The 23,765-nt window shown below is 43.9% G+C and carries 15 protein-coding genes; 8 read left to right on the top strand and 7 right to left on the bottom strand.

Annotated features, from left to right (window positions below):
• Nucleotides 1–9: 9 nt before the first annotated feature.
• The 4 genes from V6M43_RS11840 to V6M43_RS11825 are packed head-to-tail and all read left to right on the top strand — an operon-like array spanning nt 10 to nt 3,174.
• Nucleotides 10–444: a gamma-glutamylcyclotransferase family protein gene (locus tag V6M43_RS11840; protein ID WP_332735493.1), complete on the top strand. Its 435-nt coding sequence runs from the start codon at nt 10–12 to the stop codon at nt 442–444.
• Nucleotides 445–494: 50 nt separating this feature from the next.
• Nucleotides 495–1,253, top strand: a complete 759-nt coding sequence (locus V6M43_RS11835) for a UDP-2,3-diacylglucosamine diphosphatase (RefSeq protein ID WP_332735491.1) — start codon at nt 495–497, stop codon at nt 1,251–1,253.
• Nucleotides 1,250–2,083 (top strand): hypothetical protein, encoded by an 834-nt coding sequence (locus V6M43_RS11830; protein WP_332735489.1) that lies wholly within the window; start codon nt 1,250–1,252, stop codon nt 2,081–2,083. Before V6M43_RS11835 ends, V6M43_RS11830 begins: the two co-directional genes overlap by 4 nt.
• Before the next feature lie 5 nt (nt 2,084–2,088).
• Nucleotides 2,089–3,174, top strand: a complete 1,086-nt coding sequence (locus tag V6M43_RS11825; RefSeq protein ID WP_332735487.1) for a mechanosensitive ion channel family protein — start codon at nt 2,089–2,091, stop codon at nt 3,172–3,174.
• A 70-nt stretch (nt 3,175–3,244) separates the two neighbouring features.
• Here V6M43_RS11825 and V6M43_RS11820 read toward each other — a convergent pair whose 3' ends face one another.
• Both V6M43_RS11820 and V6M43_RS11815 read right to left on the bottom strand, forming a co-directional pair.
• A complete protein-coding gene (locus V6M43_RS11820; RefSeq protein WP_332735485.1) occupies nt 3,245–3,862 on the bottom strand; it encodes a MerR family transcriptional regulator in 618 nt (205 codons plus the stop codon).
• 68 nt (nt 3,863–3,930) lie between these two features.
• On the bottom strand, nt 3,931–4,902 hold the full coding sequence (locus V6M43_RS11815; protein WP_332735483.1) for a M23 family metallopeptidase: 972 nt from the start codon (nt 4,900–4,902) through the stop codon (nt 3,931–3,933).
• A gap of 102 nt (nt 4,903–5,004) precedes the next feature.
• Here V6M43_RS11815 and alaS point away from each other — a divergent pair, with 102 nt between their 5' ends.
• The 4 genes from alaS to V6M43_RS11795 all read left to right on the top strand — a co-directional run bounded on the left by alaS (nt 5,005) and on the right by V6M43_RS11795 (nt 11,735).
• Nucleotides 5,005–7,638 (top strand): alanine--tRNA ligase, encoded by a 2,634-nt coding sequence (gene alaS / locus V6M43_RS11810; RefSeq protein WP_332735481.1) that lies wholly within the window; start codon nt 5,005–5,007, stop codon nt 7,636–7,638.
• Nucleotides 7,639–7,723: 85 nt separating this feature from the next.
• The gene (locus V6M43_RS11805) at nt 7,724–8,899 is read left to right on the top strand and encodes a PDZ domain-containing protein (protein ID WP_332735479.1); all 1,176 of its coding nucleotides are present in this window, start codon (nt 7,724–7,726) and stop codon (nt 8,897–8,899) included.
• 120 nt (nt 8,900–9,019) lie between these two features.
• Nucleotides 9,020–10,507 carry an Asp-tRNA(Asn)/Glu-tRNA(Gln) amidotransferase subunit GatB gene (gene gatB / locus V6M43_RS11800; RefSeq protein ID WP_332735477.1) on the top strand — a complete coding sequence of 496 codons (1,488 nt, stop codon included), beginning with the start codon at nt 9,020–9,022 and terminating at the stop codon, nt 10,505–10,507.
• Nucleotides 10,508–10,556: 49 nt separating this feature from the next.
• The gene (locus tag V6M43_RS11795) at nt 10,557–11,735 is read left to right on the top strand and encodes a TlpA disulfide reductase family protein (RefSeq protein ID WP_332735475.1); all 1,179 of its coding nucleotides are present in this window, start codon (nt 10,557–10,559) and stop codon (nt 11,733–11,735) included.
• Between the two features lie 125 nt (nt 11,736–11,860).
• Here the strand turns inward: V6M43_RS11795 and V6M43_RS11790 are convergent, their stop codons facing one another.
• From V6M43_RS11790 to V6M43_RS11770, 5 genes are all read right to left on the bottom strand, one after another.
• Nucleotides 11,861–13,249 (bottom strand): RagB/SusD family nutrient uptake outer membrane protein, encoded by a 1,389-nt coding sequence (locus V6M43_RS11790; protein WP_332735474.1) that lies wholly within the window; start codon nt 13,247–13,249, stop codon nt 11,861–11,863.
• An 18-nt stretch (nt 13,250–13,267) separates the two neighbouring features.
• Complete coding sequence (locus tag V6M43_RS11785; protein ID WP_332735472.1) at nt 13,268–16,303, bottom strand: SusC/RagA family TonB-linked outer membrane protein; 3,036 nt, start codon at nt 16,301–16,303, stop codon at nt 13,268–13,270.
• 228 nt (nt 16,304–16,531) lie between these two features.
• Nucleotides 16,532–17,998 (bottom strand): RagB/SusD family nutrient uptake outer membrane protein, encoded by a 1,467-nt coding sequence (locus V6M43_RS11780; protein ID WP_332735470.1) that lies wholly within the window; start codon nt 17,996–17,998, stop codon nt 16,532–16,534.
• Nucleotides 17,999–18,020: 22 nt separating this feature from the next.
• Entirely contained in the window at nt 18,021–21,146 is a 3,126-nt protein-coding gene (locus V6M43_RS11775; protein ID WP_332735468.1) for a SusC/RagA family TonB-linked outer membrane protein, read from the bottom strand.
• Between the two features lie 257 nt (nt 21,147–21,403).
• Nucleotides 21,404–23,731: an efflux RND transporter permease subunit gene (locus V6M43_RS11770; protein WP_332735466.1), complete on the bottom strand. Its 2,328-nt coding sequence runs from the start codon at nt 23,729–23,731 to the stop codon at nt 21,404–21,406.
• Nucleotides 23,732–23,765 lie beyond the last annotated feature (34 nt).

The following is a 23,765-nucleotide window of genomic DNA, read 5'->3' as shown; positions in this document are numbered from 1 at the left end:
CTTTAGAACATGAACCTCCATCCATTATACCAGGTATTCGTGTACGGCTCACTACGCGAGGGATTCCGGCATCCGGCATATGAATATATCAAGCGCTATTTCGAGTTGGTATCACCGGCAACAGTGATGGGATTGCTTTATGATATGGGTGAATATCCTGCAGCCGTGGCCACGGATTCTGATGCGCGGATCGTTGGAGAGTTATACCGCATCCGCGAAGTGGATGAGTTTGAATGGGCGATGGCACAGCTTGATGATTATGAAGGAGTAGCTCCGGAAGACGGAGAACCACAATTGTACCGCCGTGAGAAAACTACTGTAATACTTCCTAATGGAAGTACTACGGAAGCCTGGATTTACTGGTATTCTGGTGACGTGAGTGGCCGTCCACGGGTAACTTCAGGCGATGTACTTGAATATCTTCGCGCCAAAGGGGGCCTTTGATATCTGTCTGACATGTGTCAGACAGCTTTCCCGCACGTATATTTGCACCCATGCAGTTAGCCGAGGGCAAGAAAATATATTTCCTTTCTGATTTCCATCTTGGGGCTCCTGACCATGCAAGCAGCCTGGTAAGGGAAAAACGCATCGTTCGTTTTCTCGAGAGTATTTCCCATGATGCGGCTATGATTCTGATAGTGGGTGATCTATTTGATTTCTGGTATGAATACAAATCGGTTGTTCCAAAGGGTTATGTAAGACTCCTTGGAAAACTGGCATGGCTAACCGATAATGGGATCCCGGTTCATTTTTTTGTAGGCAATCATGATATGTGGATGAACGGATATTTCGAAAAGGAACTGGGGATCCCGGTTTACTTTGAGGAGAAAGATTACGAAATAAATGGAAAGAAATTTCTGGTAGGGCATGGCGATGGACTCGGCCCGGGTGACCATGGGTACAAGTTCATCAAAAAGGTTTTTAGAAACCCGGTATGCCAGTGGTTTTTCGGGATACTACATCCAACAATGGGAATCGGACTGGCTAATTTTTTAAGCAGGCGGAGCAGAGCAGCAACGGGACAAACAGATGAAAAATTCCTGGGCGAAGACAATGAATGGCTGATCATTTACTGTAAGGAGATACTTCAGAAAAAAAAGTATGATTATTTTGTTTTTGGACACAGGCATTTACCGCTTGATGTGAAGCTTGAGGGCGGCAGCAGGTATATAAACCTTGGAGATTGGTTACGTTACAATACCTATGCAATATTTGATGGCAATGAGCTTACGCTTAAAACCTATGAGCCATGAAATGTTTTTTCCTTTTCATAGCCGGCTTAATTTCAACAACGCTATTTGCGCAGCAGGATACTGCAGGTAAAAGTCGGCAAAACGGACTTGCCCTGGTACGGACGATTGGAGAAAACCTGGCAGATTTCACGGTAGATAATCTTGGCAATTTTTATCTCTTAGATAAAAGCGGGCAGTTAAAGAAGAGGGATGCTGATGGTGATTCCATTGGAGTGTACAATGATGTTCGCCGTTATGGAAAAGTGCATGCCATTGATGCTTCAAACCCGTTGAAGGTGCTTTTGCATTTTCGTGATTTTGGAACAGTGGTTGTGCTTGACAGGTTTTTAAACAACAGAAATACTATTGATCTCAGAAAGCAGGATATATTCCAGGCAAGGGTTATCGGCCAGTCTTTCGATAATGGCCTTTGGGTATATGATGAACTGAATGGGAAACTGAAAAGGCTGGATGATAATGGAAAGCTGGTTGCGGAAACAGTTGACTTCAGGGTGTTATCAGATACACCACCCACTCCGTTATACATTGCTGATGCAAACCGGCTGGTATATCTTTATGATCCGGAGAAAGGATTGATAGTGCTCGACTATTTTGGTACGGTTCGTAACCAGGTTGCATTGCTTGGGTGGACCGACTTCCAGGTGATGGGTGATGATGTGGTGGGTCGCAAAGGGACAATGCTTTTGCGTTATACACCAGGAACCCTGATCACTAAAGAACTGTCGCTTCCTGAGCTACTCCATGATGTTGATAAAATGCAGGTGGTGATGGATCATTTATATTGCCTGAAAGATGGCGTACTCTTTGTTTATTCCTTACAGAATCTGTAGCTGACATGAATGAAATTCTTGATTATGTGATCCTCGATAATACTGTAAGAGCCTATTTAATATGCTTTGGTACTATCCTGTTTGTAATACTGCTAAAACGTTACCTGAGCAGGGTTTTATCTAAATTGCTTTTTAAGCTAATCAAGCAGCATTCATGGAAAATTGACCAGAAAGCATTCGTTGAACTTCTTTTCCAACCGATGCAGGTGTTCCTTGTAATTACCATTACCATGATAGCGCTTGATAAACTCCGGTATCCATCACAGCTAGAATTCGAGATCTATCATGTAAGCTTCCGAAAGATCGTTGATAGTGTTGCGAAAGGAATTTTTGTGGTGACGTTCATTTGGTTGATGCGTCGGATCATTGATTTTATAGCGATGCTAATGGAACAGAAGGCAAACCTTACAGAAGATATGGCCGACAACCAGATGGTGGTCTTTTTTAAGGATTTCTTCAAAGCATTATTGATCATCCTGGGCATACTACTCGTAATAAAATTTTCTTTCGGGAAAGATATCACCACTTACCTGGCGGGACTCAGTATCGTAGCGGGTGCTCTCGCTCTCGCGGCCAGGGAGAGCCTGGAGAATCTGATCGCGTCCTTCATTATATTTTTTGATAAGCCTTTCCATGTGGGTGACCTGGTTAAGGTTCAGAACATTACAGGAACCGTTGAAAAGATCGGGCTCCGGAGTACCAGGCTCAGAACAGATCAGAAGACCTTTGTAACTGTTCCCAATAAACAGATGGTGGACAGTATAATGGATAACCTGAGTCTTCGAACCCAAAGAAGGGCTGACCTGAATCTTGAATTGAGCCTCCAAACCAGCTCCCTGAAACTAGACCATGCAATTGCGGGAATCAAGAATATATTAACCCATCCCGCCATTGAATCTTATACCTGTTTTCTGAGTGATATCACATCCAGTGCATTCATTGTTCATATTGAATATTACGCACCCATCATTCCGGTAATGGAATTCAACCAGCTCAGGCAGTTTATAAACCTTGAAGTATTAAGGCTTATGGAGTCGCTGCAGGTTGATCTTGCGGGGGAGAATAAGGAAGTATATCTTTCCAATAGGTGATGCAAGTTAATCTGACATTGGTTGCGCGATGCAGAATTAAAAACAGCTTGAAGTTTTATTGGTAACCGCTCTAGAGACTTGCTTTTAGTTCAAGTAAAAAAGTCCGGAATTGCTGAAGCGATTGAATAACAGCAAACTGTTTTTCGGTCTTTTTCTTTTGTTGCTTAAGGTGGTCGCGGGCACCTTCTAATGTGAACTTTCTAACCCTTATCAGGTGATAGATGAGATGAAGGGTCTTAACATCATCGGGACGAAAATACCTGTCGCCTTTCTTGTTCTTTTTGGGTTGCAGCATTCCATCAAACTCGTTGGTCCAGGTGCGGATCAGCGAAGGATTCATCCGGAACATATTGGCAACATCACCTATGCTGTAGTATTGTTTGGAGAAAAGCTCTTCATCAGTTGGGATCTCAATCAGATCGGCTTCTGCGCTGATATCCTTCAGCGATTTACGTCCTCTTTTACCGGGAGTGGCAGATTTCCAGGCCTTTTCTTTTTCCTTTCGGCCAGGCTTTTTTCTAATGGTAAGAATGGTAGACTCATCTGTAACTGCAACCTTTTTCACAACAGTTTCAACGTGCTGGCCATTTATGGGTTGATCCACCGACGGCGCTTTTGTTTCGACCTTTTCCGGTATCTCCGGCTCATCGAATCCAAAGTTCATGCTGATCTGTGGTTGTGGCTTCATGTATAGGTTAAAGATACGTGGAGTTCGCATCAATAATAGGGCCGGAAACAAAAAACAGGAAGGGAAAATTAGTCGAGGCTCTGGTTACTTGCCGCGGCCATTTTCAGGAGCCTGTCATACTGTTCGGGGGTGAGGTCATTATAGAAGAAATAAACGGGATCAAGCCGCTTACCGTTTTTATGAACTTCATAATGCAGGTGGGGACCTGTAGATTTACCTGTGCTGCCAACATAACCTATTATCTCTCCCCGCTTGATCCGCTGACCTGAGCGCCCTTTGATCTTATACATGTGTCCATATAGGGATTCATAACCATAGCCATGGTTAATGATCACATGGTTGCCATACCCATTACCTGTATTCCCGGCAAGTTTAATAGTTCCATTGGCAGTAGCATAAATAGGGGTTCCCTGCGGTGCGGCGAAATCGAGGCCAGCATGCATCTTCACCGTTTTATAAACCGGATCGATGCGGTATCCAAATCCCGATGCTATCCGGTTGAGATCTTTGTTACTAACTGGTTGGATGGCAGGGGTAGCGGCCAGCAGCACTTCTTTATTTCGGATAAAGCCCTGGATATCTTCATAAGAGCGGTTCTGGTAGGCGATGCGCTTGATAAGATTATTGATATTATCAACAACACCGGTATAGAGCGCATCGGCATCCATGGCCTGCACCATACGGATCTCCTTTGCCTTTTCCATTTCTTTTACGCGAGCTGAATCCGGTATAGGGCTGGCTTCAAAAATTGAACGGTAGACCTCGTTGTCGCGCTTCTCCAGTTCGGCCATCTGCTGTTGCATCTTATTGACCTCACGGTAGAGAAGATCATAATTCTCCCTCGATTTCTCATACTGCTGGCGAAGGATCTTTTCTTTAGGCGAATCGAGATATTGGAAGGCGATGGAAACAATGATCAGTGCTGTAACAAGAGAGGCGGCTATGAAACCTAATGCACGTAGGAGTTTGACCCTGAGCGGGGTTTCCAGTTTTTCGTACCGGAGGGTATTGGGGTTGTAGTAATATTTGATCTTTTTCATATATGCCTGCAAAGCCCATTTCCTTAGCTTTGCACCACTTTACCGGCTATTTACAAATATAGCGGGCAGGGCACAATTTCACTCAAGAATCATTCCGAATTTATGCTGACAAGTGCTGAAATAAGAAAACAGTTTTTAGATTTTTTTGCCTCGAAGGGGCATACAATTGTACCATCTGCACCAATTGTAGTAAAGAACGATCCTACACTTTTGTTTACTAATGCGGGTATGAACCAGTTCAAGGATTATTTCCTGGGCGATAAGAAACCGCCTTACCTGAGGGCGGCGGATACACAAAAATGTCTTCGTGTAAGTGGTAAGCACAATGACCTGGAAGAAGTGGGTGTTGATACTTATCACCATACCATGTTTGAAATGCTGGGTAACTGGAGCTTCGGTGATTATTTCAAGAAAGAGGCGATCGCATGGAGTTGGGAATTGTTGACCGAAGTTTACAAGCTACCTAAAGATCGGTTATACGTGTCCGTTTTTGAGGGCGATCCAAAAGAGAATCTTCCACCTTCTACCATCGCACTGGCTGAATGGAAAAAGCTTGTGGAAGATGACCATATCATATTTGGCAATAAGAAGGATAATTTCTGGGAGATGGGCGATACTGGCCCCTGTGGCCCCTGCAGCGAGATTCATGTTGACTGCAGAAGCGATGAAGAACGTGCAGCTATACCAGGCCGTGAGCTGGTGAATAAAGATCATCCTCAGGTGATCGAGATATGGAATAATGTATTCATGCAATACAACCGGAAGAAGGATGGGAGTCTTGAGCCATTGCCGGCCACACATGTAGATACAGGCATGGGTTTTGAGCGACTTGTAAGGGTATTACAGGGCAAGCAGTCTAATTATGATACCGATGTTTTCACCGGCACCATAGAGGCAACAGAAGCAATTACAGGAAAAAAATACGGACAGTCTGATTCCAAGCCCGATATTGCCTTTCGTGTTATAGCTGATCATATAAGGGCAATAGGATTCACTATTGCTGATGGACAACTACCCTCCAATACAGGAGCGGGATATGTGATAAGAAGAATTCTCAGAAGAGCTGTTCGCTATTACTATTCTTATCTTGATTACAAGCAGCCGCTTTTGCATCAACTGATGCCGGTGCTTGCAAAACAGTTTGCTACTGTATTCCCTGAATTGCAAAGCCAGGTAGATTTCGTTACGAAAGTGGTGAAGGAAGAAGAAGATGCATTTTTACGCACACTTGATAAGGGACTTAAAAAGATCGATGATATTATAAGAACTACAGCAAGCGCTGGAACTGAAAAGGTAGGAGGATCTGCAGCATTTGAATTGTATGATACCTTTGGTTTCCCCATTGACCTTACACGTTTAATTGCACGTGAGAATAACCTGGAAGTAGATGAGGCGGGCTTTGAAAAAGAAATGACAAAGCAGAAAGACAGGAGCAGGGCCGCAACAGCTATTGATACCGAGGACTGGGTAGTGTTAAATGAAACTGCACACATGCAGTTTGTGGGTCATGATACTTTGGAAATTGAGTCAAAAGTCCTGAAATACCGCAAAGTAAAGGCAAAAGGGAAAGAAGCATTCCAACTGGTTTTATCGGTTACACCGTTTTATGCTGAAAGTGGCGGACAGGTGGGAGATACCGGTGTACTGATGTTTGAGGGTGAGCCCATTCGTGTGGTTGATACCAAAAAGGAAAATGACCTGATCATCCATTTTGTAGAAAAGTTGCCGGTGAATATAACCGGGATTGTGACTGCAAAAGTTGATCGCGATAAAAGAAATAAAACCGAAGCACATCACTCTGCAACACACCTGCTGCATGCAGCCCTGAGAAAAGTTTTGGGGGTTCATGTAGCACAGAAAGGTTCATTGGTGAATGACGAGCATCTCCGGTTTGATTTTTCTCATTTTGCAAAAGTCAGCGATGATGAATTAGGAAGCATTGAAAGCATGGTGAATGAAAAGATACGTGAAAACATTCCCGTGAAAATTGAAGAGATGCCTAAAGATGAGGCTATAGCAATAGGTGCGATGGCATTGTTTGGGGAGAAGTACAGTGATTTGGTAAGAGTGGTTATGATGGACAAAGATTATTCAATTGAGCTATGTGGTGGAACACATGTGGATGCAACAGGAGAGATTGGTTTTTTCAAGATCAAGCATGAATCTGCTGTTGCTGCGGGTGTGCGTAGACTGGAAGCGGTTGCGGGTATTGCTGCCGAAACATGGGTGGGCGGGCAATTAGAGCAACTCCAGGCGGTGAAGGAATCATTGAAAAATCCGAAAGAATTACAGAAATCTATCGAGAATACCCTTGCCGAAAATGCAGCGCTGAAGAAACAATTGGAAAGTCTTGAAAACAGGACATTGGTGGGGATAAGGAATGAATTATTGAAAAAGGATGAGATCATAAACGGGGTGAGTTTCATAGGTGATACTGTAGAAGTAAGCAATCCGGATGCGCTCAAGAAGCTTTGTTTTGACTTAAGGAATAACCTGAATGATTATGTAGCTGTACTAGGAGCCAATATCGGGGGTAAGCCATTTGTGGCAATTGGGATTTCAGATTCGGTAGTTGCTTCCAGATCACTAGATGCCGGTAAACTTATCAAGGAGCACGTGGCGCCGCTGATAAAGGGTGGCGGGGGAGGACAAAAAAACCTCGCTACTGCCGGGGGACAGGAGGTAGGCGGACTGACGGAAGTGATAACGCGTATCAAGGGGCTGCTGAATAACTGATGCATATTTTAACGTTTCCGAAATATTTCGTAGTTCAGAAAATCGCATTATATTTGAACTACGAAAAACGCCGTAAATGAAAAATATGTTAAAAAAACTAGTACTTCCGGCAGTTTGCCTGGGGATGCTTACAGTAGTTGATACAGTTGCCTTTGGGCAGCAAAAAGAAAAGCGATCTGAGAAACTGGGTGAGTATGACCAGATCATTATCAAGCGCAAGGGAGGTGAGGTAATGGAATTTTCCACCAAGGGTGAGAAAGGTGAGAAAGGGGTGAAGGGAGCTAAGGGAAAAAAGGGAGAGAAGGACATCAGGTTGGTGATCGAGATCAATGATGACAATCTCACTGTGAATGGAAAGCCCCTTGCAGAATTTGATGACAACAGGATCGCTATCATGAAAAAGAACATAATTGTTCGCGATGGCAATACCATGAGGATTACAGTACCAAGGCCTCCGCGTTCTCCATTCCAGGGTCAGCCAAGGCAAAACTGGAATTGGAATGATGATGGAGAAGCCCGTGTTTTTGAATTTAATATGAATGAGGCGCTACTTGGTGTAGCCACAGAGAAGTCAGAAAATGGTGCGAAGGTGATTGAGGTCACTAAGGAAACCGCTGCAGATAAGGCCGGATTAAAAGCTGGTGATATTATAATTAAGGTGAATGACAGTAAGATTGAAGATCCGGAAGACCTTACCAAAGCGATCGGTAAATATAAGCCTGAGGATAAAGTGACCATAACGTATCTCCGTGATGGCAAAGAGAAAAAGGCCACTGCTGCGCTCGGAAAACGCGAAGGGGCTATGGCCTTTAATATGGAGAGAATGCCGGAGCTGGAATTACTGCAGGAAAGAATGCAGGGGCTGGAGGGGTTAGGTGGCCTTGATAAATTGGAGCGCCTCGAAGAGTTGGAACAATACAGGGGATTTGATGGAGAGGGTGGTATGCCACATCAGTTTGAATTCTTCCGTGGTGGCCAGCCTAAGCTAGGCATTCGGGCGCAGGATACAGAAGATGGAAAGGGAGTTAAGGTGCTTGGTGTAGATGAAGGTTCGGCTGCTGAAAAGGCTGGTATTAAGGAAGGGGATGTAATCACCTCTTTTGATGGAAAGGAAATAAACAGCGTGAATGAACTGGTAGATCTATCAAGAGCAGCCAGGGAGGCTAAGAAAATGTCGATGCCCCTGAAATATCTTCGTGAAGGGAAGGAGCAGCAGGCGGAATTGAAGATACCCCGTAAACTGAGGACTGCAGAGCTCTGATTTAACAGAATTTATTTCAAAAAGGTGAAAAGAGGGAGGTTCAACCCCCCATTTTCACCTTTTTGCTTTTAGGGCAGCCATGGGTGGAGCTTTGCCCCTGATTGGGTACATTTGCTCTTTATGGAAACAAGCAGCAATAGGATGAAATCTCTGGAAGAAAAATATGAACTGGTGATAGGGTTGGAAGTACATGCCCAACTTCAGACGAAAACAAAGCTATTCTGTGGCGACCTTGCCAGTTTTGGTGGCGATCCCAATACACATATAAGTGCGATTACGCTGGGCTACCCTGGCACTCTTCCAAAACTGAATCGGGAAGCTGTGGATTTTGCGATAAAGATGGGTATAGCATGTGATTCTGAGATAAGCCGAACCAACTGGTTTGCCAGAAAGCATTATTTCTACCCTGATCTTCCAAAAGGTTACCAGACTTCACAGCATATCAATAATATTTGCCAGGGTGGCGGCATAAAGATCAACGTCGATGGAAAGGAGCGGGTTGTTCGCCTTCACCATATACACCTTGAAGAAGACGCTGGTAAAAGTATCCATGATGCACATCCCGACAAAACTGCTATCGATCATAACAGGGCAGGAGTACCGCTGATCGAGATCGTTTCCGATCCCGATATGTATAGTGCGGAAGAAGCGTATGCCTATGTAACAGAGATCCGCAAGCTTGTCCGTTTCCTCGGTATTTGTGATGGCAATATGGAAGAGGGAAGCATGCGTTGTGATGCCAATGTATCTATCCGTCTGCGTGGTGAAGAGAAACTTGGTACCAAGGTGGAAGTAAAAAATCTTAATTCAATCCGCAATGTGAAACGAGCCATTGAATTTGAAGCTGCCAGAATGATGGAGATGGCCGAAAGAGATGAAACCATCCTGCAACAGACAAGAAGTTTCGATGCGGATAATGGAACCACTTTCGCGTTACGTTCCAAAGAAGAAGCCAATGATTACCGATATTTTCCAGATCCCGATCTTCCTCCATTCATCATAACGGAGGAGAAGCTTGCAGCTATAAAAGCATCAATGCCGGAGTTGCCGGAAGCTATTCGGCAGAGATATATGAGTAGCTACCAACTTACTCACTATGACGCTGCTCAGCTGAGTGATGAAAAGGAAATGGTAGATTATTTCGAGGCAGTGGCAAGGCATACAAACCAATATAAATCGGTCGCAAACTGGCTGCTTGGCCCCATCAGAGGATGGTTGAATGAAAATAATTTTTCGATAGATCAATTGCCAGTTACACCTGGCAGGCTTGCAGCGCTGGCGGAACTGGTGTCATCGGGGCAGATTAGTTTTTCATCGGCTTCATCAAAGCTGTTACCAAAAGTGATGGAGAACCCGGATAAAACTCCGGAGGCTATTGCTGCAGAACTTAATTTGTTACAGAATGCCGGCAGCAATGAAATTGAGGAATGGGTTACAGAGGTGCTGAATAAAATGCCGGACAAAGTTGCTGAGTACAGAAAAGGTAAAAAAGGTCTTATAGGACTTTTTATGGGAGAGGTGAAAAAGCTATCGCGCGGAAAAGCAGATCCGAAAATCACTACATCAATGCTGGAGAAAAAACTCAATGAAGCTGCCGTGAATTCGTGATGGGGGTTCGATTGTATTTTTAAATAATTTATAAGAACAATAAGAAATGATGAAAACAAAAAAGCTGTTGATGGTTGGTTTGATTGCACTGTTTGCTGTGCAGTGCAAAGATAAAGCTGCGGGTGGGTCGTTTACGGTAAAGGTAAATTACAGCAATGCCGATAAGCTAACCCCCATCGACAAACGAAGAATGGTGTTGGAAGAGATCCCTTTTGGTGGAGATGGTATTCCGGTGATTCTGGATTCAGCTACAGTTAAAGACAGCAAAGGAACTGTAAGTCTTGATGGCAAAGCAAAAGAGGAAGGTATTTACCAGGTGGCAGTAGAGGAAGGACCGGTACTGCTTATTGTGAATGATTCGGAGGATATGACAGTTAACCTCGACATGAATAAAAAGGAACAGTATTACACTATTGAAGGTTCACCTGCAAGTAAGGAACTTCAGGATTTTATCCAGAAATACAGTGTTGAGAGCCAGGAGATCAATACTGTATTCATGCAGCTTGACAGTTTGAAACAATTTGGAGGATCCGACAGTCTTGTTTTGGCAAGCACCAATAAGAAGAATGAAATGATAAGTGCTCTAACCAGTTATATGAAGAATATGGTAAGCAGCACAAAAAGCCCGGCGGTAAGCCTTTTTGCGTTGGGACTTTCTTCCCGTATTATGCCGGCTAAGGATTTTGATTTGTTATTGAATGATGCAGTAAAGAAATTTCCTGAGCATAATATGGTGAAGACCCTGAAGCAGACTTATGACATGCAACAGGCGCAAACGGCAGAGATGGAAAAGCAGAAAGCGGCTGCAACCCTGATAGGAAAGCCAGCCCCTGACCTTACCATGGCAGATGTTAATGGAAAGAATATTTCTATCTCTAATTTCAAGGGAAAGTATGTTCTGGTAGATTTCTGGGCGAGCTGGTGTGGTCCTTGCCGTAATGAAAATCCAAATATAGTGCGGGCCTATGATAAATTCCGCAGCAAGAATTTCACAATACTTGGTGTATCACTTGATAAAGCAAAGGAGCCATGGGTAAAGGCAATTGCTGAGGATAAGCTGGCCTGGTCACATATGAGCGACCTGAAATTCTGGGACAGTGAATCAGTTAAAGTTTATGGATTTGAGGGCATCCCTTATAATGTACTGATCGATCCGCAGGGGATAATTATTGCCGAGAACTTACGTGGTTTTGATCTTGAGCAAAAGCTTTCAGAAGTACTTAAATAGGCGCGTGATAAGTGTCTGACACATGTTCGGAGGATGTTCGAACATGTTGCGAACATGTGTCAGACACCTAAAAAGAAAGCGGCGGTCTCCAGTGAGGCCGCCGCTTTCTTCTGTATGCAAAACAATTAGTATCCATCATTCTGCTCAACCACACCAGCACTTGTCTGAACTTCCCTTAATGGAATGGGCCAGAGGGCGCGGAATGGTTCAGTAACACCTAGTGATGCTATCTTATCATAACGACGAAGATCAAACCAGCGATGTCCTTCATGCGCTAATTCAACACGACGCTCATTTTCAATTGCTGTAACCAGTGCAGCCGTTGTTGCTGCGGTTGTTGCAGGCAATCCGGCGCGGGTTCTTACAACATTGAGATCGCTTTGTGCACCAGCAATATCCGGACTCGCCTTCCTTGCTCTAGCCTCAGCGCGAATCAGGTATACTTCTGCCAAACGAATGAGGATAACGTTGTCATCACCTGCAACACGAAATGCCTTCAGTGTTTTATTTGCAGGTATGCGTGGATCGGATGTGTTGTCAAGCACACTTACGTTAACGATCTTTCTTTTATCATTGGCCTCATGAGCAGCAGCCAGTCCTGCAGACGATGTAATTTCATTTCTTCCACCATTTGCACCCGGAAAATAAAAGAATGCAATTGCATTTGCATCATCTACATAGAAAGGCAATTCGAGGATGCTTTCAGGAGTTACATTTTTCTTAGACCAGAGACTTCTGTAATCATCTGCCAGTCCACCCACTGGCGCTGCTTCATATTTTTCAATTACTGCTGTTGCGGCTTCTTCTGCAGCTTCGAAATTTTCGTTGTAGAGTTCAACTCTTGCTTTTAAAGCATTGGCTGCATTTACGTTTGCCCTTGCAATGGATACACCACTTAAATTCTCAATAGCAAAATTGAGATCATCAATAATAAGTTGGTTTACTTCTGCTTCAGTTGCGCGGGCTTTTGGAGCTGCGTCTGATGGAGCTAGCGTTGGAACGGTGAATAATGGGACACCAACCCCGCCTGATTTATTATATCCGTTGGGTGATCCGCCAAAATAACGGATGAGGTCATGGTAGAGGAGGGCTCTAAGAAAGCGTGCCTCACCAATTGCGGATGCTTTATTGAATGCGGGATCGGTTATCAGTTCAGCAGAAGCAATGATATTATTTGCCCTGTTGATGGCATTGTAAATGGTATTCCACATGTTTGACAACTCAACGTTGTCGGCCAGTATCTGCTTATTGAAGATCTGTGCGAAACTTGGGAAGGTACCAGTGTGATTAATATTATCCGCACCCATATCAGCAAAAGCCTGGTAGCGAAGTCCGTAATAGTTACCACTTTGAAGGGCGTCATAAATACCCCTGAGTCCCGCTTCCACACCCTGGCGGGTAGAGAAGGCCGTTGTAGCATCAAGGGAGCCCTGTGGTTCCTGGTCGAGGATCTTATCACAGGAAGCGGAGCCCAGGAGCATTGCGGCTATAATTGCTATTTGTAATTTTTTCATTTTTGTCAGCATTTAAAATTAAAAGCTAAGGTTTACTCCAAACGTGATGGTCTTGGCCTGGGGATAGGTAAGGAAATCTGTTCCAGGTGCCGTGTTCGTGATACTGAAAGTGCTCACTTCAGGATCGAAGCCCTGGTAATCAGTCCATGTTTTAAGGTTTTCACCCTGAACAAAGATCCTAATGTTGTTCATTTTTATCCTCTGGGAAAGAGACTGTGGAAGATTATAGAACAACTGAACGTTTTTCAGTCGCATGAAAGAACCATCTTCTAACCATCTTGTGGAAGTACGCCTGTTATTGCTTGGGTCACCGAAAACTGCGCGAGGTAATGTAGCTGATTCACCTTTCTCTGCTGTCCACCTGTTCTCTACTGTGGCAAGCTGTCCGAAGATGCTGTTCATGCCCTCACCAAATGCGCGCGTGTTATTATAGATCTCATTTCCTGAAACAAATTGCAGGAAGAAGTTAAGGCCGATTCCTTTGTAGCTTAATTCGTTGATCATACCACCAAAGAAATCTGGTACTGCACTTCCGATGATCTCCTGGTCGGCGGTTGTTATCCTGTTATCGCCATCCAGGTCAGCAAATTCGATATCACCCGGACGGGTAGCCGCAGAATGTACAGGTGCTGCTGCAATTTCTTCCTGTGTCTGGAAGATACCTTTTACAACAAATCCACGGAATGCTCCAAGGTCCTGTCCTTCTTCAACCCAGCTCGCAAATCCTGATGCGAATGGAGTTCCGGCAAGTTTTACAACTTTATTATCCGGGAATGTAATGTTGAAATTAGTTGTCCACCTGAAATCGCGGCTATCGATGTTTGTTGAGTTCAAAGCAAACTCAAAACCTTTGTTTTGCAGTGAACCAATGTTTTCATTGATGGTAGTGAAGCCTGATGATCCAACCAGCGGACGGGCTAACAAAAGTTCGCGTGTATTCCTGATATAGTAATCAGCAGTAAGGTTGATCCTGTTATTTAAGAAACCCACATCTATACCCACGTTAGTTTGCTCAGAACTTTCCCATCCCAGGTTGGGGTTACCCAGTTGTGAAGGTGCAAGACCAGCAGCCTGGGCATAGTTATTACCTGCGCCAACAAGTGGAAGGGATGCGAAATCGCCGATACTTGAGTTACCAGCTTCACCCCAACTTGCGCGGAGTTTAAGATCGCTGATGACGTTGCTGTTCTTCAGGAAACCTTCTTCGCTAATTCTCCAGGCAACTGATGCTGCCGGGAAAGTACCCCATCTTTTATCAGCACCAAATCTTGACACACCATCACGGCGGATACTTGCCGTTACGAGGTATTTACCCTGGAAGCCATAGATTGCACGGGCCAGGTATCCAACAATACCATAAGAGGAACCATTTGATGTTGCAGCCACACGCTGAGAACCCGCTGTTAGTCGGCGTATCGCGTCACCAGGGAAATTGGTTGCCTGAGCGAAGATGCTTTCAAATCTTGATTCCTGGAATGATGCCACACCTGTAAGTGTGAGATCATGATCATCACCGAATTGCTTTTTGAAAGTCAGGATGTTTTCATTCGTGAGGTTAAGATCTTCTGAATAACCTTCCCTTCCATCGCCTCTTACACCGGCACCTGCGATATGAGTTGAGGGTATATATTGCTGCTCGCGGAAGTTAAGATAGTCGGCTCCCACAACAGAACGGAATGAGAGGGAGTTAGTGATCTGCCATTCACCATATGCATTCGCGAGGATACGATTGTTGTTGACATCGTATGTTGGTTCAACAGCGTTTGCGATGGCGTTTTCGATAGAGGCATTTGGGTCTCTGCCATAGGTTCCGTCGGCATTATAAGCAGGGAAATGAGATCCCAGTAGGAGTGATGTACTAACAACACCATAGATGTTGTTATCATTCTGGATACGGGTATTTTTTGATCTACTCAATCCGATGCTCGTACCAACTTTAATCTTTTTGGAAAGATTATTATCGATGTTCATGCGGAGGTTATACCTTTTAAATCCTGATCCAATCACTATACCTTCCTGGCTGAAATAAGCACCTGATACAAAAAACTTTGTATTCTCATTTCCACCCTGGAGGTTCAGGTCATAGGACTGGATTGCGCCACCCCTGAAGATCTCATCCTGCCAGTTAGTAGTGGGATAGGAAGATGGATCACCATCAAGGCCCACTAGTCCAAGTTGACCCGGAGTTACAGTGGCACCAAAGCGGTTTCTCACCATTTCCTGGTTGAGTTCAATAAATTGCGGACCTGTTAAAGTTGGGAGCTGCTTATACACTTCAGAAATTCCGTAATAGGAATTCAGATTAACCCTTGTTTTCCTGTTGGCCCCTCTTTTAGTAGTGATAAGTACAACACCATTTGCAGCGCGTGAACCGTAGATAGCTGTAGCTGCTGCGTCTTTTAAAACTTCGAATGATTCAATTTCGCTTGGGTTGATATCAGCCAAAGCGTTGAGTGTTTGTCCACCTACTCCTATCTGTGAGTAGTTACCAATATTGATTGGAATACCATCAATAACATACAATGGTTGTGAACTTGCGTTGATAGAACCTGTACCCCTGATGTTAATGTTGATTGAACCCCCTGGTGTACCGGAGCTCTGTGTAACGTTGACTCCGGCGGCTCTACCGCGGAGCGCCTGGTCGGGGCCCTGGATAGGAATGTTTTGTAAATCAGATCCTTTAACCTGTGAAACTGCAGTAGTCAGTTCCCTTTTTTTCTGTGTACCATAACCAACAACTACAACCTCTGCAAGATTTTTATCTCTTGTATTAAGGTTGATGGTAAATTCTGAATTGTTTCCAATTCTTTGTTCAATGTCGCCAAAACCAACAGCCGAAATAACAAGATCCCGGGCATTTGCAGGAACCACAAAAGAGAATCTTCCGTCTTCACCGGTGGTGGTTCCGATACTTGATCCTTTAACAATAACAGAAGCATTGGGAATGGGAGTCCCTTTGTCATCTGTAACCCTTCCTGTAAGGGTTTTTGTCTGTGCCAATAGCTGCCCTGACAGGACAACCATGCATAATAGCAGGCATAGCAATTTTCTCATTTGCATTTAGTGTTTGTGTGTAAAATAAAAGCCTTACCTATATTGACAGGCGAGCAGTTTAAATGCTGCGTCCAGTTTTGATTTGCAGAAAAAAATAACTATTAAATGACAAACAAAGTGGGATAAGGTTCAGGCGATGGCAGGATTTGTTCTGTAATAGTAAGAATATTTTGCATGAAAAAAGGCGCCATCAGGCGCCTTTTTTTCTTTTACTGAAAGCTGAAAATCTTAGGGATTAGGAGTTGCCAGTTTATTGTTCAACAATTCTCCGGCTGGTATAGGCCATATATACTCTGACTGTGTAGGAGAAACCGGATTCACATTCGCTTTGCCTGGAATTGTTTGTCCAAGCCTGAGCAGGTCAAAACTTCTGAAACCTTCACCAAGTAGTTCTATCCTGCGCTCGAGCAGAATTGCTTCAATCAAAGCATCCACGGATGCAAAATCTCCAACTTCAAATGAAGTGCCTTCATCAGAACGCTGACGAACAGCATTGAGAATTTCAACGGCTCTTTCATTTACAGAGTTGGTGCTTCTTACAAGTGCTTCGGCGAGGTTCAATAGAACTTCTGCATAACGTATAACTGGTACATTATCTGTTTGTGTAGGCCCTGTAGGGTACTTAACCAGGTAGCTTTTACCATTAGGCGCAGCAAAGATGAATTTTCTTCTATCATCATCTGCAGACCATGAAGTATTTGCAATAAGCCCAGTAGCTATCAATGAATATTCACCATTCCCAGGTGCAGGTGTTGCAAAACTGGTTGGGGTGAAATAGTGAGCCAATGCGTTCTGAACACCAGGCAGGTTATTAGCCGTGAATGGCATAGACAAGATTGATTCTGTTGTAGTGTAAGGCGGCTTGAAAACAGTTGTTATGTCGGCCGCCAGTTCATGCGGAACACCAGTAGGTGCGGAAAGGTCTTCCCCAACTATTTTATTCGCTTCTGTTACTACATCTGCATAACGCTGCATTGCAAGAAGTACACGAGTTTTGAGTGCGATAGCTGTATTCTTATGAGCTCTGGTAACATTGGTGAATGCAGTGCTGTAAGACTCAGGGAGATTCTGCTCTGCATAATCCAGATCAGCAAGGATCTGAGCAAATACTTCTGCAACACTTGAGCGAGCTAGATCATTTTCACCAGGGCCTTTGTTACCGGTAAGTCGCAGTGGAAGACCATCCTTTGAACCGTTTCCATCCCAATAAGGACGTGCGTATAAACGCAGGAGGTCAAAATAGGTCATGGCACGGATAAACCTTGCTTCACCTGTATAGTTTGCAGATAATTCATCTCCCACAATAGATGTGCCTTTTGCAGCCATACCATCTAAAAATACGTTAGCACTATTGATGGCATAATAACCTGCATTCCAGAGGTTGGTTACCTCGTTTGTGTTGGTACCTAATGTATGGTTCCAGGTTTGAAGGCCTGTAACACCATTGGTGAGTTCATTGTTATATTCTTCACCCCTGATCTCGTTGTACACGATAAATCGTCCACCCAGGTACTGACCTGATTTAACGCTGGCATACAAACCATTAACCTGCTGGAGGATACGGTCGGGGGTGTCAAAAGCAGTGACATCAGTCAATGCGGTGGTGGGCACCGGCTCCAGCTTTTCCCTCATGCAGGAACTGCCAAGGGAAGAAAGCGTAAGCGCGAGGATCACATATTTATTTACTGTTCTCATCATTCAAATTTTTTCTTAAGGATTAGAAACCAATATTAAGTCCTACAGTGAGGGTCCTTCCGTTCGCAATAGAGTTACGATCTACACCAGGGTTGGTGTTACCGTTACCGTTAGAAGAAACTTCAGGATCGGGTCCGCTGTACTTAGAGAAGATGGCAAGGTTCTGGCCCTGCACATAGAAGCGTGCATTACTGATTTTCGCTCTGTCAAGAATGCTCTTTGGAATATTATAGCCAATGAACATGTTGCGGAGTTTAATGAAATCACCTTTCTCAACGTTTACGTCAATTGGGAATGCAGAACCATTCGATACGTTGTCACCAAAAATGGCAAGTGGGATATCTGTTTCATCACCTGCTTTTTTCCAGCTTCTCAATACATCAGTATGGTTGTTCCAGAAACGCTGGTCGCGCAGACCTGCCTGTGTTCCATTGTAAACATAGTTACCACCCTGGAAAGTGAGGAGGAATCCAAAGTCAAAATCCTTGAAGCGGAAGTTATTATCGAATCCACCATAAAACTTCGGCTGGGTTGGTCTGTAAAGAACGGCATCCTGTGAACCTATACCTGGTGCAGTAGTACCATCCATGAATTTCCAACGGCTGGTTCCTGTTGGAACCACGTGCTGGTATTGAACCTGCTGACCCGCTTTGTTAATAAAGATCCTGTTTCCATTATCGGGATTAACACCTGCAGTTCTTACAACAAATAGCGCACCCAAAGGCTCTCCAACTCGTGTAATATTCACAGTTTCCAGATCAGATGCTGTAGTGAATTCTGAGATGCCCGGAGCAAGAGCAGTTACTTCGTTTTTGATTGTAGTGAAGTTAAAGCTGGCATTCCAGGTGAAATCGCGAGAACGTACAACACCAGCATTCAATGTAAATTCAAATCCTTTGTTGTACATGCTTCCGATATTCTCAAGGAGTGAGTTACCAGGAATACCTCTTGAAGGAGCTTGCGGAACGTTATAGATCAAGCCATCGATATCATTCTTGTAGTAACCGAATTCACCCGTGATACGATCATTTAATATTCCGAAGTTCAGGCCGATATCAGTTTTCTTACTTGTTTCCCACTGCAGTTCAGGGTTACCCACTGAATTGAGAGTAAGGGAACCAGATGGGCCATAAAGTCCACCACCATAGAATGAATAAGCGATGAAATCACCAATACCACCAATATTACCTACGGTACCATGACTAGCACGGATCTTCATGCTGCTGAATATCTTTCCGATTGAGTTGCTGTAGAAACCTTCCTGGGCAATATCCCATGCACCGGAAATACCCCAGAATTGTCCTTTCTTATTACCATTTCCGAAAGCTGAATATTCATCCTGCCTTCCGTTTAATGAGATATAGTATTTCTTGGCGAAATCATAGTTCAAACGTCCGAATGAAGACATCAGGAAGTTTTCACCACGGAAACGGCCAGCCGCAGTTGGTGTAAGGTAAGAGCCCTGGATATCTGTATAGAATGGGTCATTGATATCCTGCATCTGTAGTCCAAATCCCTGGTTGTTGGTATACTGCTGTTCAGAACCAACCAGAACACTTATTGAATGGTCGTCTGCTATCACTCTGTCATACTGTGCAGTATTCGTCCAGTTCCACCTGCGGTATTTAGCTAATGTGCTGGATGCAAGTCCGCGTGGGAAACCATCCCCATGAAGCGGGCTATAAAAAAGTTCGTTATCGGAGTTCAGGTAATCTATACCGTACTGCGTACGAAGTGTTAAGCCATTGAAAGGTTTAATAGACAAGTAGATGTTACCCAATACACGATTACCTTCATTGATGGCACGGTTAAGGTCCGCAACTGCTTTAGGGTTGTAAAAACCAACCTGTCCGGCGTTGTTGTCCATCACCCCAATCAATCCATTGGATCCATTATTGTAAGTACCGTCGTTTTTGAAAGGGGAAACGTTAGGAGCAGTGATCAAAGGAGCACGTCCCAAGCCTGCTGTAGAGAAGAGGAAGCCAGGCAGTGATCCACTGTTTGGCGCCCTGTTTATTTCCTGGGAATAAGAGAAGTTTCCACCGATACCCACAACCTTATTAGGCTTGTGATCAACATTTATACGGGCAACTTTTCTTGCGAAATCATTCTTCACCAATATACCTTCCTGGTTTGTGTATCCAACAGAAAAATAGTAATTGGTTGTTTGGTTTCCGCCAGAAACGTTTACAGTATGACTGTTAGAAAAACCAGTGCGGTAAACATGATCATACCAGTTGGTATTTATCACGTCGCCATTGGCATCAAGGGTTGGGCGGAACTCAGTGGTAGTTGTTGGGATGCCAGCATTCGCCAGAGCCATATTTTTATGCTGCATGTATTGCTCAGCATCCAGCAGGTCCCAAAGGCCATAAGGAGAAGTCCAGCCAGCCCAACCATCATAAGTAACTTTTGCTGTACCTGATTTACCTTTTTTAGTGGTAATCAATACAACTCCATTGGCAGCACGGCTACCATAGATTGCTGAAGCGGCTGCATCTTTAAGGATATCGATACTCTCAATATCATTAGGGTTAATTGATGAAAGTACGTTTGAAGACGCAAAGGTCTGGCTAACGTTTCCGCTGAAAGCAGGAACGCCATCAATAACAATGAGTGGATAAGAACTCAGGTTCAGTGAGTTGGTTCCACGAACACGGAAAACGGGAGGGTTGCCCACAAGTCCGTTAGGAACAGTGATCTGAACACCGGCAGCACGGCCACCTAATGCATTATCAAAGCTCTGAACAGGAAGGTTGGCAATTGCCTGACCTTTAACCGTTGAAATGGAAGCGGTAACTTCCTTCTTCTTAACTGTACCATAACCAACTACTACCACTTCCTGGAGGTCCTTATCGTCGGCACCCATGGTGATAGAAAAATTGGTTCGGTTTCCAATGCCAACTTCCTGTGATGCCATTCCTATGGAACTGATCACCAGAGTTCTTGCATTGTCAGGGATTGAAAATGAAAAACTACCATCTTCGGTTGTGGTTGTACCGATGGTAGTTCCTTTTACGACAACAGATGCATTTGGAACAGGATTGCCTGCCGCATCTGTTACTTTTCCCGTAACGGTTCGGGTTTGGGCCAATAAGTGGCCACTAAGCATAATAATGCCTAGTAGTAACATAACTAGTTTTCTCATGTACATTTAGTTTTTAGCTAGGTAAATCTAAGGAAATGTTAATTCACCAAGACATGGGATAAATGGCAATAGCTGCACAGTCAATGGCAAAATCTAGGTAAGAATGCAAATTAATGTCGTAACCTTGAAGAAATTATAAAAATAGCTAATTGGTAAAAAGTTTAGATACAGGGGTATAAAAGAGGGAAATCTCCCTGATTAAATTTGTTGAATTTTTAGCCAAAAAAGTTAAAAAAATATAAAAAAACTCATGTCGGTTAGGATTTGAGTGATTTTTTTCCGGTAAGATCGATTAAAAGTGCCGGCAGGAGCACGAGATTGGTTACGGTTGCCACTACAAGGGTAAGTGAAGTAAGCCATCCCAAGGATTGCGTTCCCCCAAAACCGCTGAAACAGAATATCACGAATCCAGCTATCAAAACCATAGAGGTATAAATTATACTGATACCTGTTGAGTGAATGGTTTCGATGACTACCTGTTTTTGATTTTTATGAGAGCCCTGTTCCTGCTTATAATTAACTAAGAACCTGATGGTTATGTCTATTGCAATTCCCAATGCAACACTGAAAATCAGTACCGTGGATGGCTTTAATGCAATTCCAACCCAGCCCATAACGCCAGCTGTAATAAGCAAGGGAATGATATTAGGAATGAGCGAGCAGAGTAATATTCTCAGGGATCGAAAAAGATAAAGCATGCAGAGTGCGATGAGGAGAAAGGCCCAGAAAATACTTTCTTTTAATCCATTGATTATGAATGTACTTCCTTCAAGAAAAGTAATACTTCCTCCGGTGAGGGTAATCTTATAATCAGCTGTATCAAAATACTGTTCTGTTTTCTTTTCGATCTGTCCAAGTATTTCCGGTAAACGTTTACTACCTACATCTTTCATGTTTACACTGATGCGAGTCTGGCGCTTTTGCTCATCCATAAATGAACTGACTAGTTTACCCAGTTGGTTACTCTCATTATCTCCCCCTTTCATGTTCAGGTAAGGTGCGAGGAAGGCGATATCAAAACTATTGGGAAGCTGGTAATTGCTGCTATCGCCATCGTAATAAGCCTGTTTGGCGAATTTCATTCCTTCCACGATGGAAAGTGGACGGCTCATCTCTGGTTGTGCAGTTATATAGGCCGACAATGAATCGATCCTTTCCAGGGTCTGAAGTGTATTCTTGCGGATACCATTCTTCTGTTTGGTATCTACAACAATTTCCAGAGGCATTACACCTTTGAAATGCTCCTCAAAAAATTTAAGGTCTGTATAGATCCGGTCGGTTTTGGGAAGGTCATCCACAATAAATCCCTCCGAACGAAGGCGGAACATCCCAAGAATAGCTAAAATGGTGATAAGGGCGGTTAGTCCATATATTAATCTTCGATGGTTGAGGCTCCAGATTTCGAGTTTGTCAAGAACTGCCAGCAGCCATTTATTATCGAGATACCTTGTATGTCGGGTTTTAGGGGATGGCAGGAAACTTAGCACTACCGGAATAAAAATAAAGGAGATAAAGAAAATCACCATGATGTTTAATCCCGCAACTACCCCGAACTCCTGGAGTATTGCGCTTTTGGTAAGTGCGAACACCGCAAAACCAATTGCTGCAGCAATATTGCAAAAAAGAGTTACTATGCCCATTTTGGCAACCATTGTGCGGATGGCCTCATTTTTAATACCAGTTTCGTTCCAGGCAACATGGTATTTATTTAGAAAGTAAATACAGTTGGGTATGCCGATCACTACAATCAGGGGAGGAATTAAAGCAGTGAGGAGGGTGATCTTGTAGTTTAATAATTCAATGGTACCAACACTCCAGATCACTCCCATGATCACAACAGCCAGGGAAATCAGCATTGCGCTGATGCTCCTGAAGAACGCCAGCAATATGACGGCAGATAATGCGAGCGATCCGATCAGTAACCAGCGCATTTCTTTTGCTATCCTGTCTGCCATCTGGGTACGTATCAGCGGTAGTCCGCTATAATGCATGTTGAGCTGGTGTTTACTGCCGAATGCATCAGTTTGATCAAGGATATTGGCAACCACTTTTGTTCTTCGCGGAGATGCCAGTACATCTTTATTGATGCGTACGGCCATCAAATAGGCATTGGAGGCTTCATTATAAAGTAGACCCTTATAAAAGGGAAGGTTCCTGAATTTTGCCGCAGAACTATCAATGGCGTCCTGGTGAAGGTTGCCCTCAGCAAAGATCTTTTCTGCCATCAACTTTTCGGTGCTATCATTCTTAACAAGGGTTACTGCGCCGGGGATGCTTAGAATATCTTCCACTCCTTCCAGGTTTTTAACGGCTAACTGTAATTGACGATAATCATTAAAAACAGATTGCTGGAATAATTTATCTGTCTGCACACCTATTACCAGCATACTTCCATCTTCCCCAAACTGCTTTCTGAATTCCTGGTAGGCGAGGTATTTGGGATTATCAACAGGAATGGCCCTCGCAAACTCATAGCTCATCTGCACTTTGCTGGCATGGAATCCCATATATGCCGTTGCCGCCAGCAGTATTATCAATAATGCGATTCGGTATTTCAGAACGATGGATCCTAATTGTTGCCACATGCTATTGCTATTTAGCTGATAATTGCCCGCAAAG

Origin of the sequence: Flavihumibacter sp. (assembly GCF_036676075.1) — a bacterium.
Classification (GTDB): domain Bacteria; phylum Bacteroidota; class Bacteroidia; order Chitinophagales; family Chitinophagaceae; genus Flavihumibacter.
This window is presented reverse-complemented; position numbering and strand designations above follow the sequence as displayed.

Bases quoted from the DNA above. Each gene is read 5' to 3' on its own strand.
- V6M43_RS11830 (WP_332735489.1), top strand. From the start codon at position 1,250: ATGAAATGTTTTTTCCTTTTCATAGCCGGCTTAATTTCAACAACGCTA.
- V6M43_RS11835 (WP_332735491.1), top strand. From the start codon at position 495: ATGCAGTTAGCCGAGGGCAAGAAAATATATTTCCTTTCTGATTTCCAT.
- V6M43_RS11820 (WP_332735485.1), bottom strand. From the start codon at position 3,862: ATGAAGCCACAACCACAGATCAGCATGAACTTTGGATTCGATGAGCCG.
- V6M43_RS11805 (WP_332735479.1), top strand. From the start codon at position 7,724: ATGTTAAAAAAACTAGTACTTCCGGCAGTTTGCCTGGGGATGCTTACA.
- V6M43_RS11795 (WP_332735475.1), top strand. From the start codon at position 10,557: ATGAAAACAAAAAAGCTGTTGATGGTTGGTTTGATTGCACTGTTTGCT.
- V6M43_RS11770 (WP_332735466.1), bottom strand. From the start codon at position 23,731: ATGTGGCAACAATTAGGATCCATCGTTCTGAAATACCGAATCGCATTA.
- V6M43_RS11840 (WP_332735493.1), top strand. From the start codon at position 10: ATGAACCTCCATCCATTATACCAGGTATTCGTGTACGGCTCACTACGC.
- V6M43_RS11815 (WP_332735483.1), bottom strand. From the start codon at position 4,902: ATGAAAAAGATCAAATATTACTACAACCCCAATACCCTCCGGTACGAA.
- V6M43_RS11780 (WP_332735470.1), bottom strand. From the start codon at position 17,998: ATGAGAACAGTAAATAAATATGTGATCCTCGCGCTTACGCTTTCTTCC.
- V6M43_RS11790 (WP_332735474.1), bottom strand. From the start codon at position 13,249: ATGAAAAAATTACAAATAGCAATTATAGCCGCAATGCTCCTGGGCTCC.
- V6M43_RS11825 (WP_332735487.1), top strand. From the start codon at position 2,089: ATGAATGAAATTCTTGATTATGTGATCCTCGATAATACTGTAAGAGCC.
- alaS (WP_332735481.1), top strand. From the start codon at position 5,005: ATGCTGACAAGTGCTGAAATAAGAAAACAGTTTTTAGATTTTTTTGCC.
- gatB (WP_332735477.1), top strand. From the start codon at position 9,020: ATGGAAACAAGCAGCAATAGGATGAAATCTCTGGAAGAAAAATATGAA.
- V6M43_RS11775 (WP_332735468.1), bottom strand. From the start codon at position 21,146: ATGAGAAAACTAGTTATGTTACTACTAGGCATTATTATGCTTAGTGGC.
- V6M43_RS11785 (WP_332735472.1), bottom strand. From the start codon at position 16,303: ATGAGAAAATTGCTATGCCTGCTATTATGCATGGTTGTCCTGTCAGGG.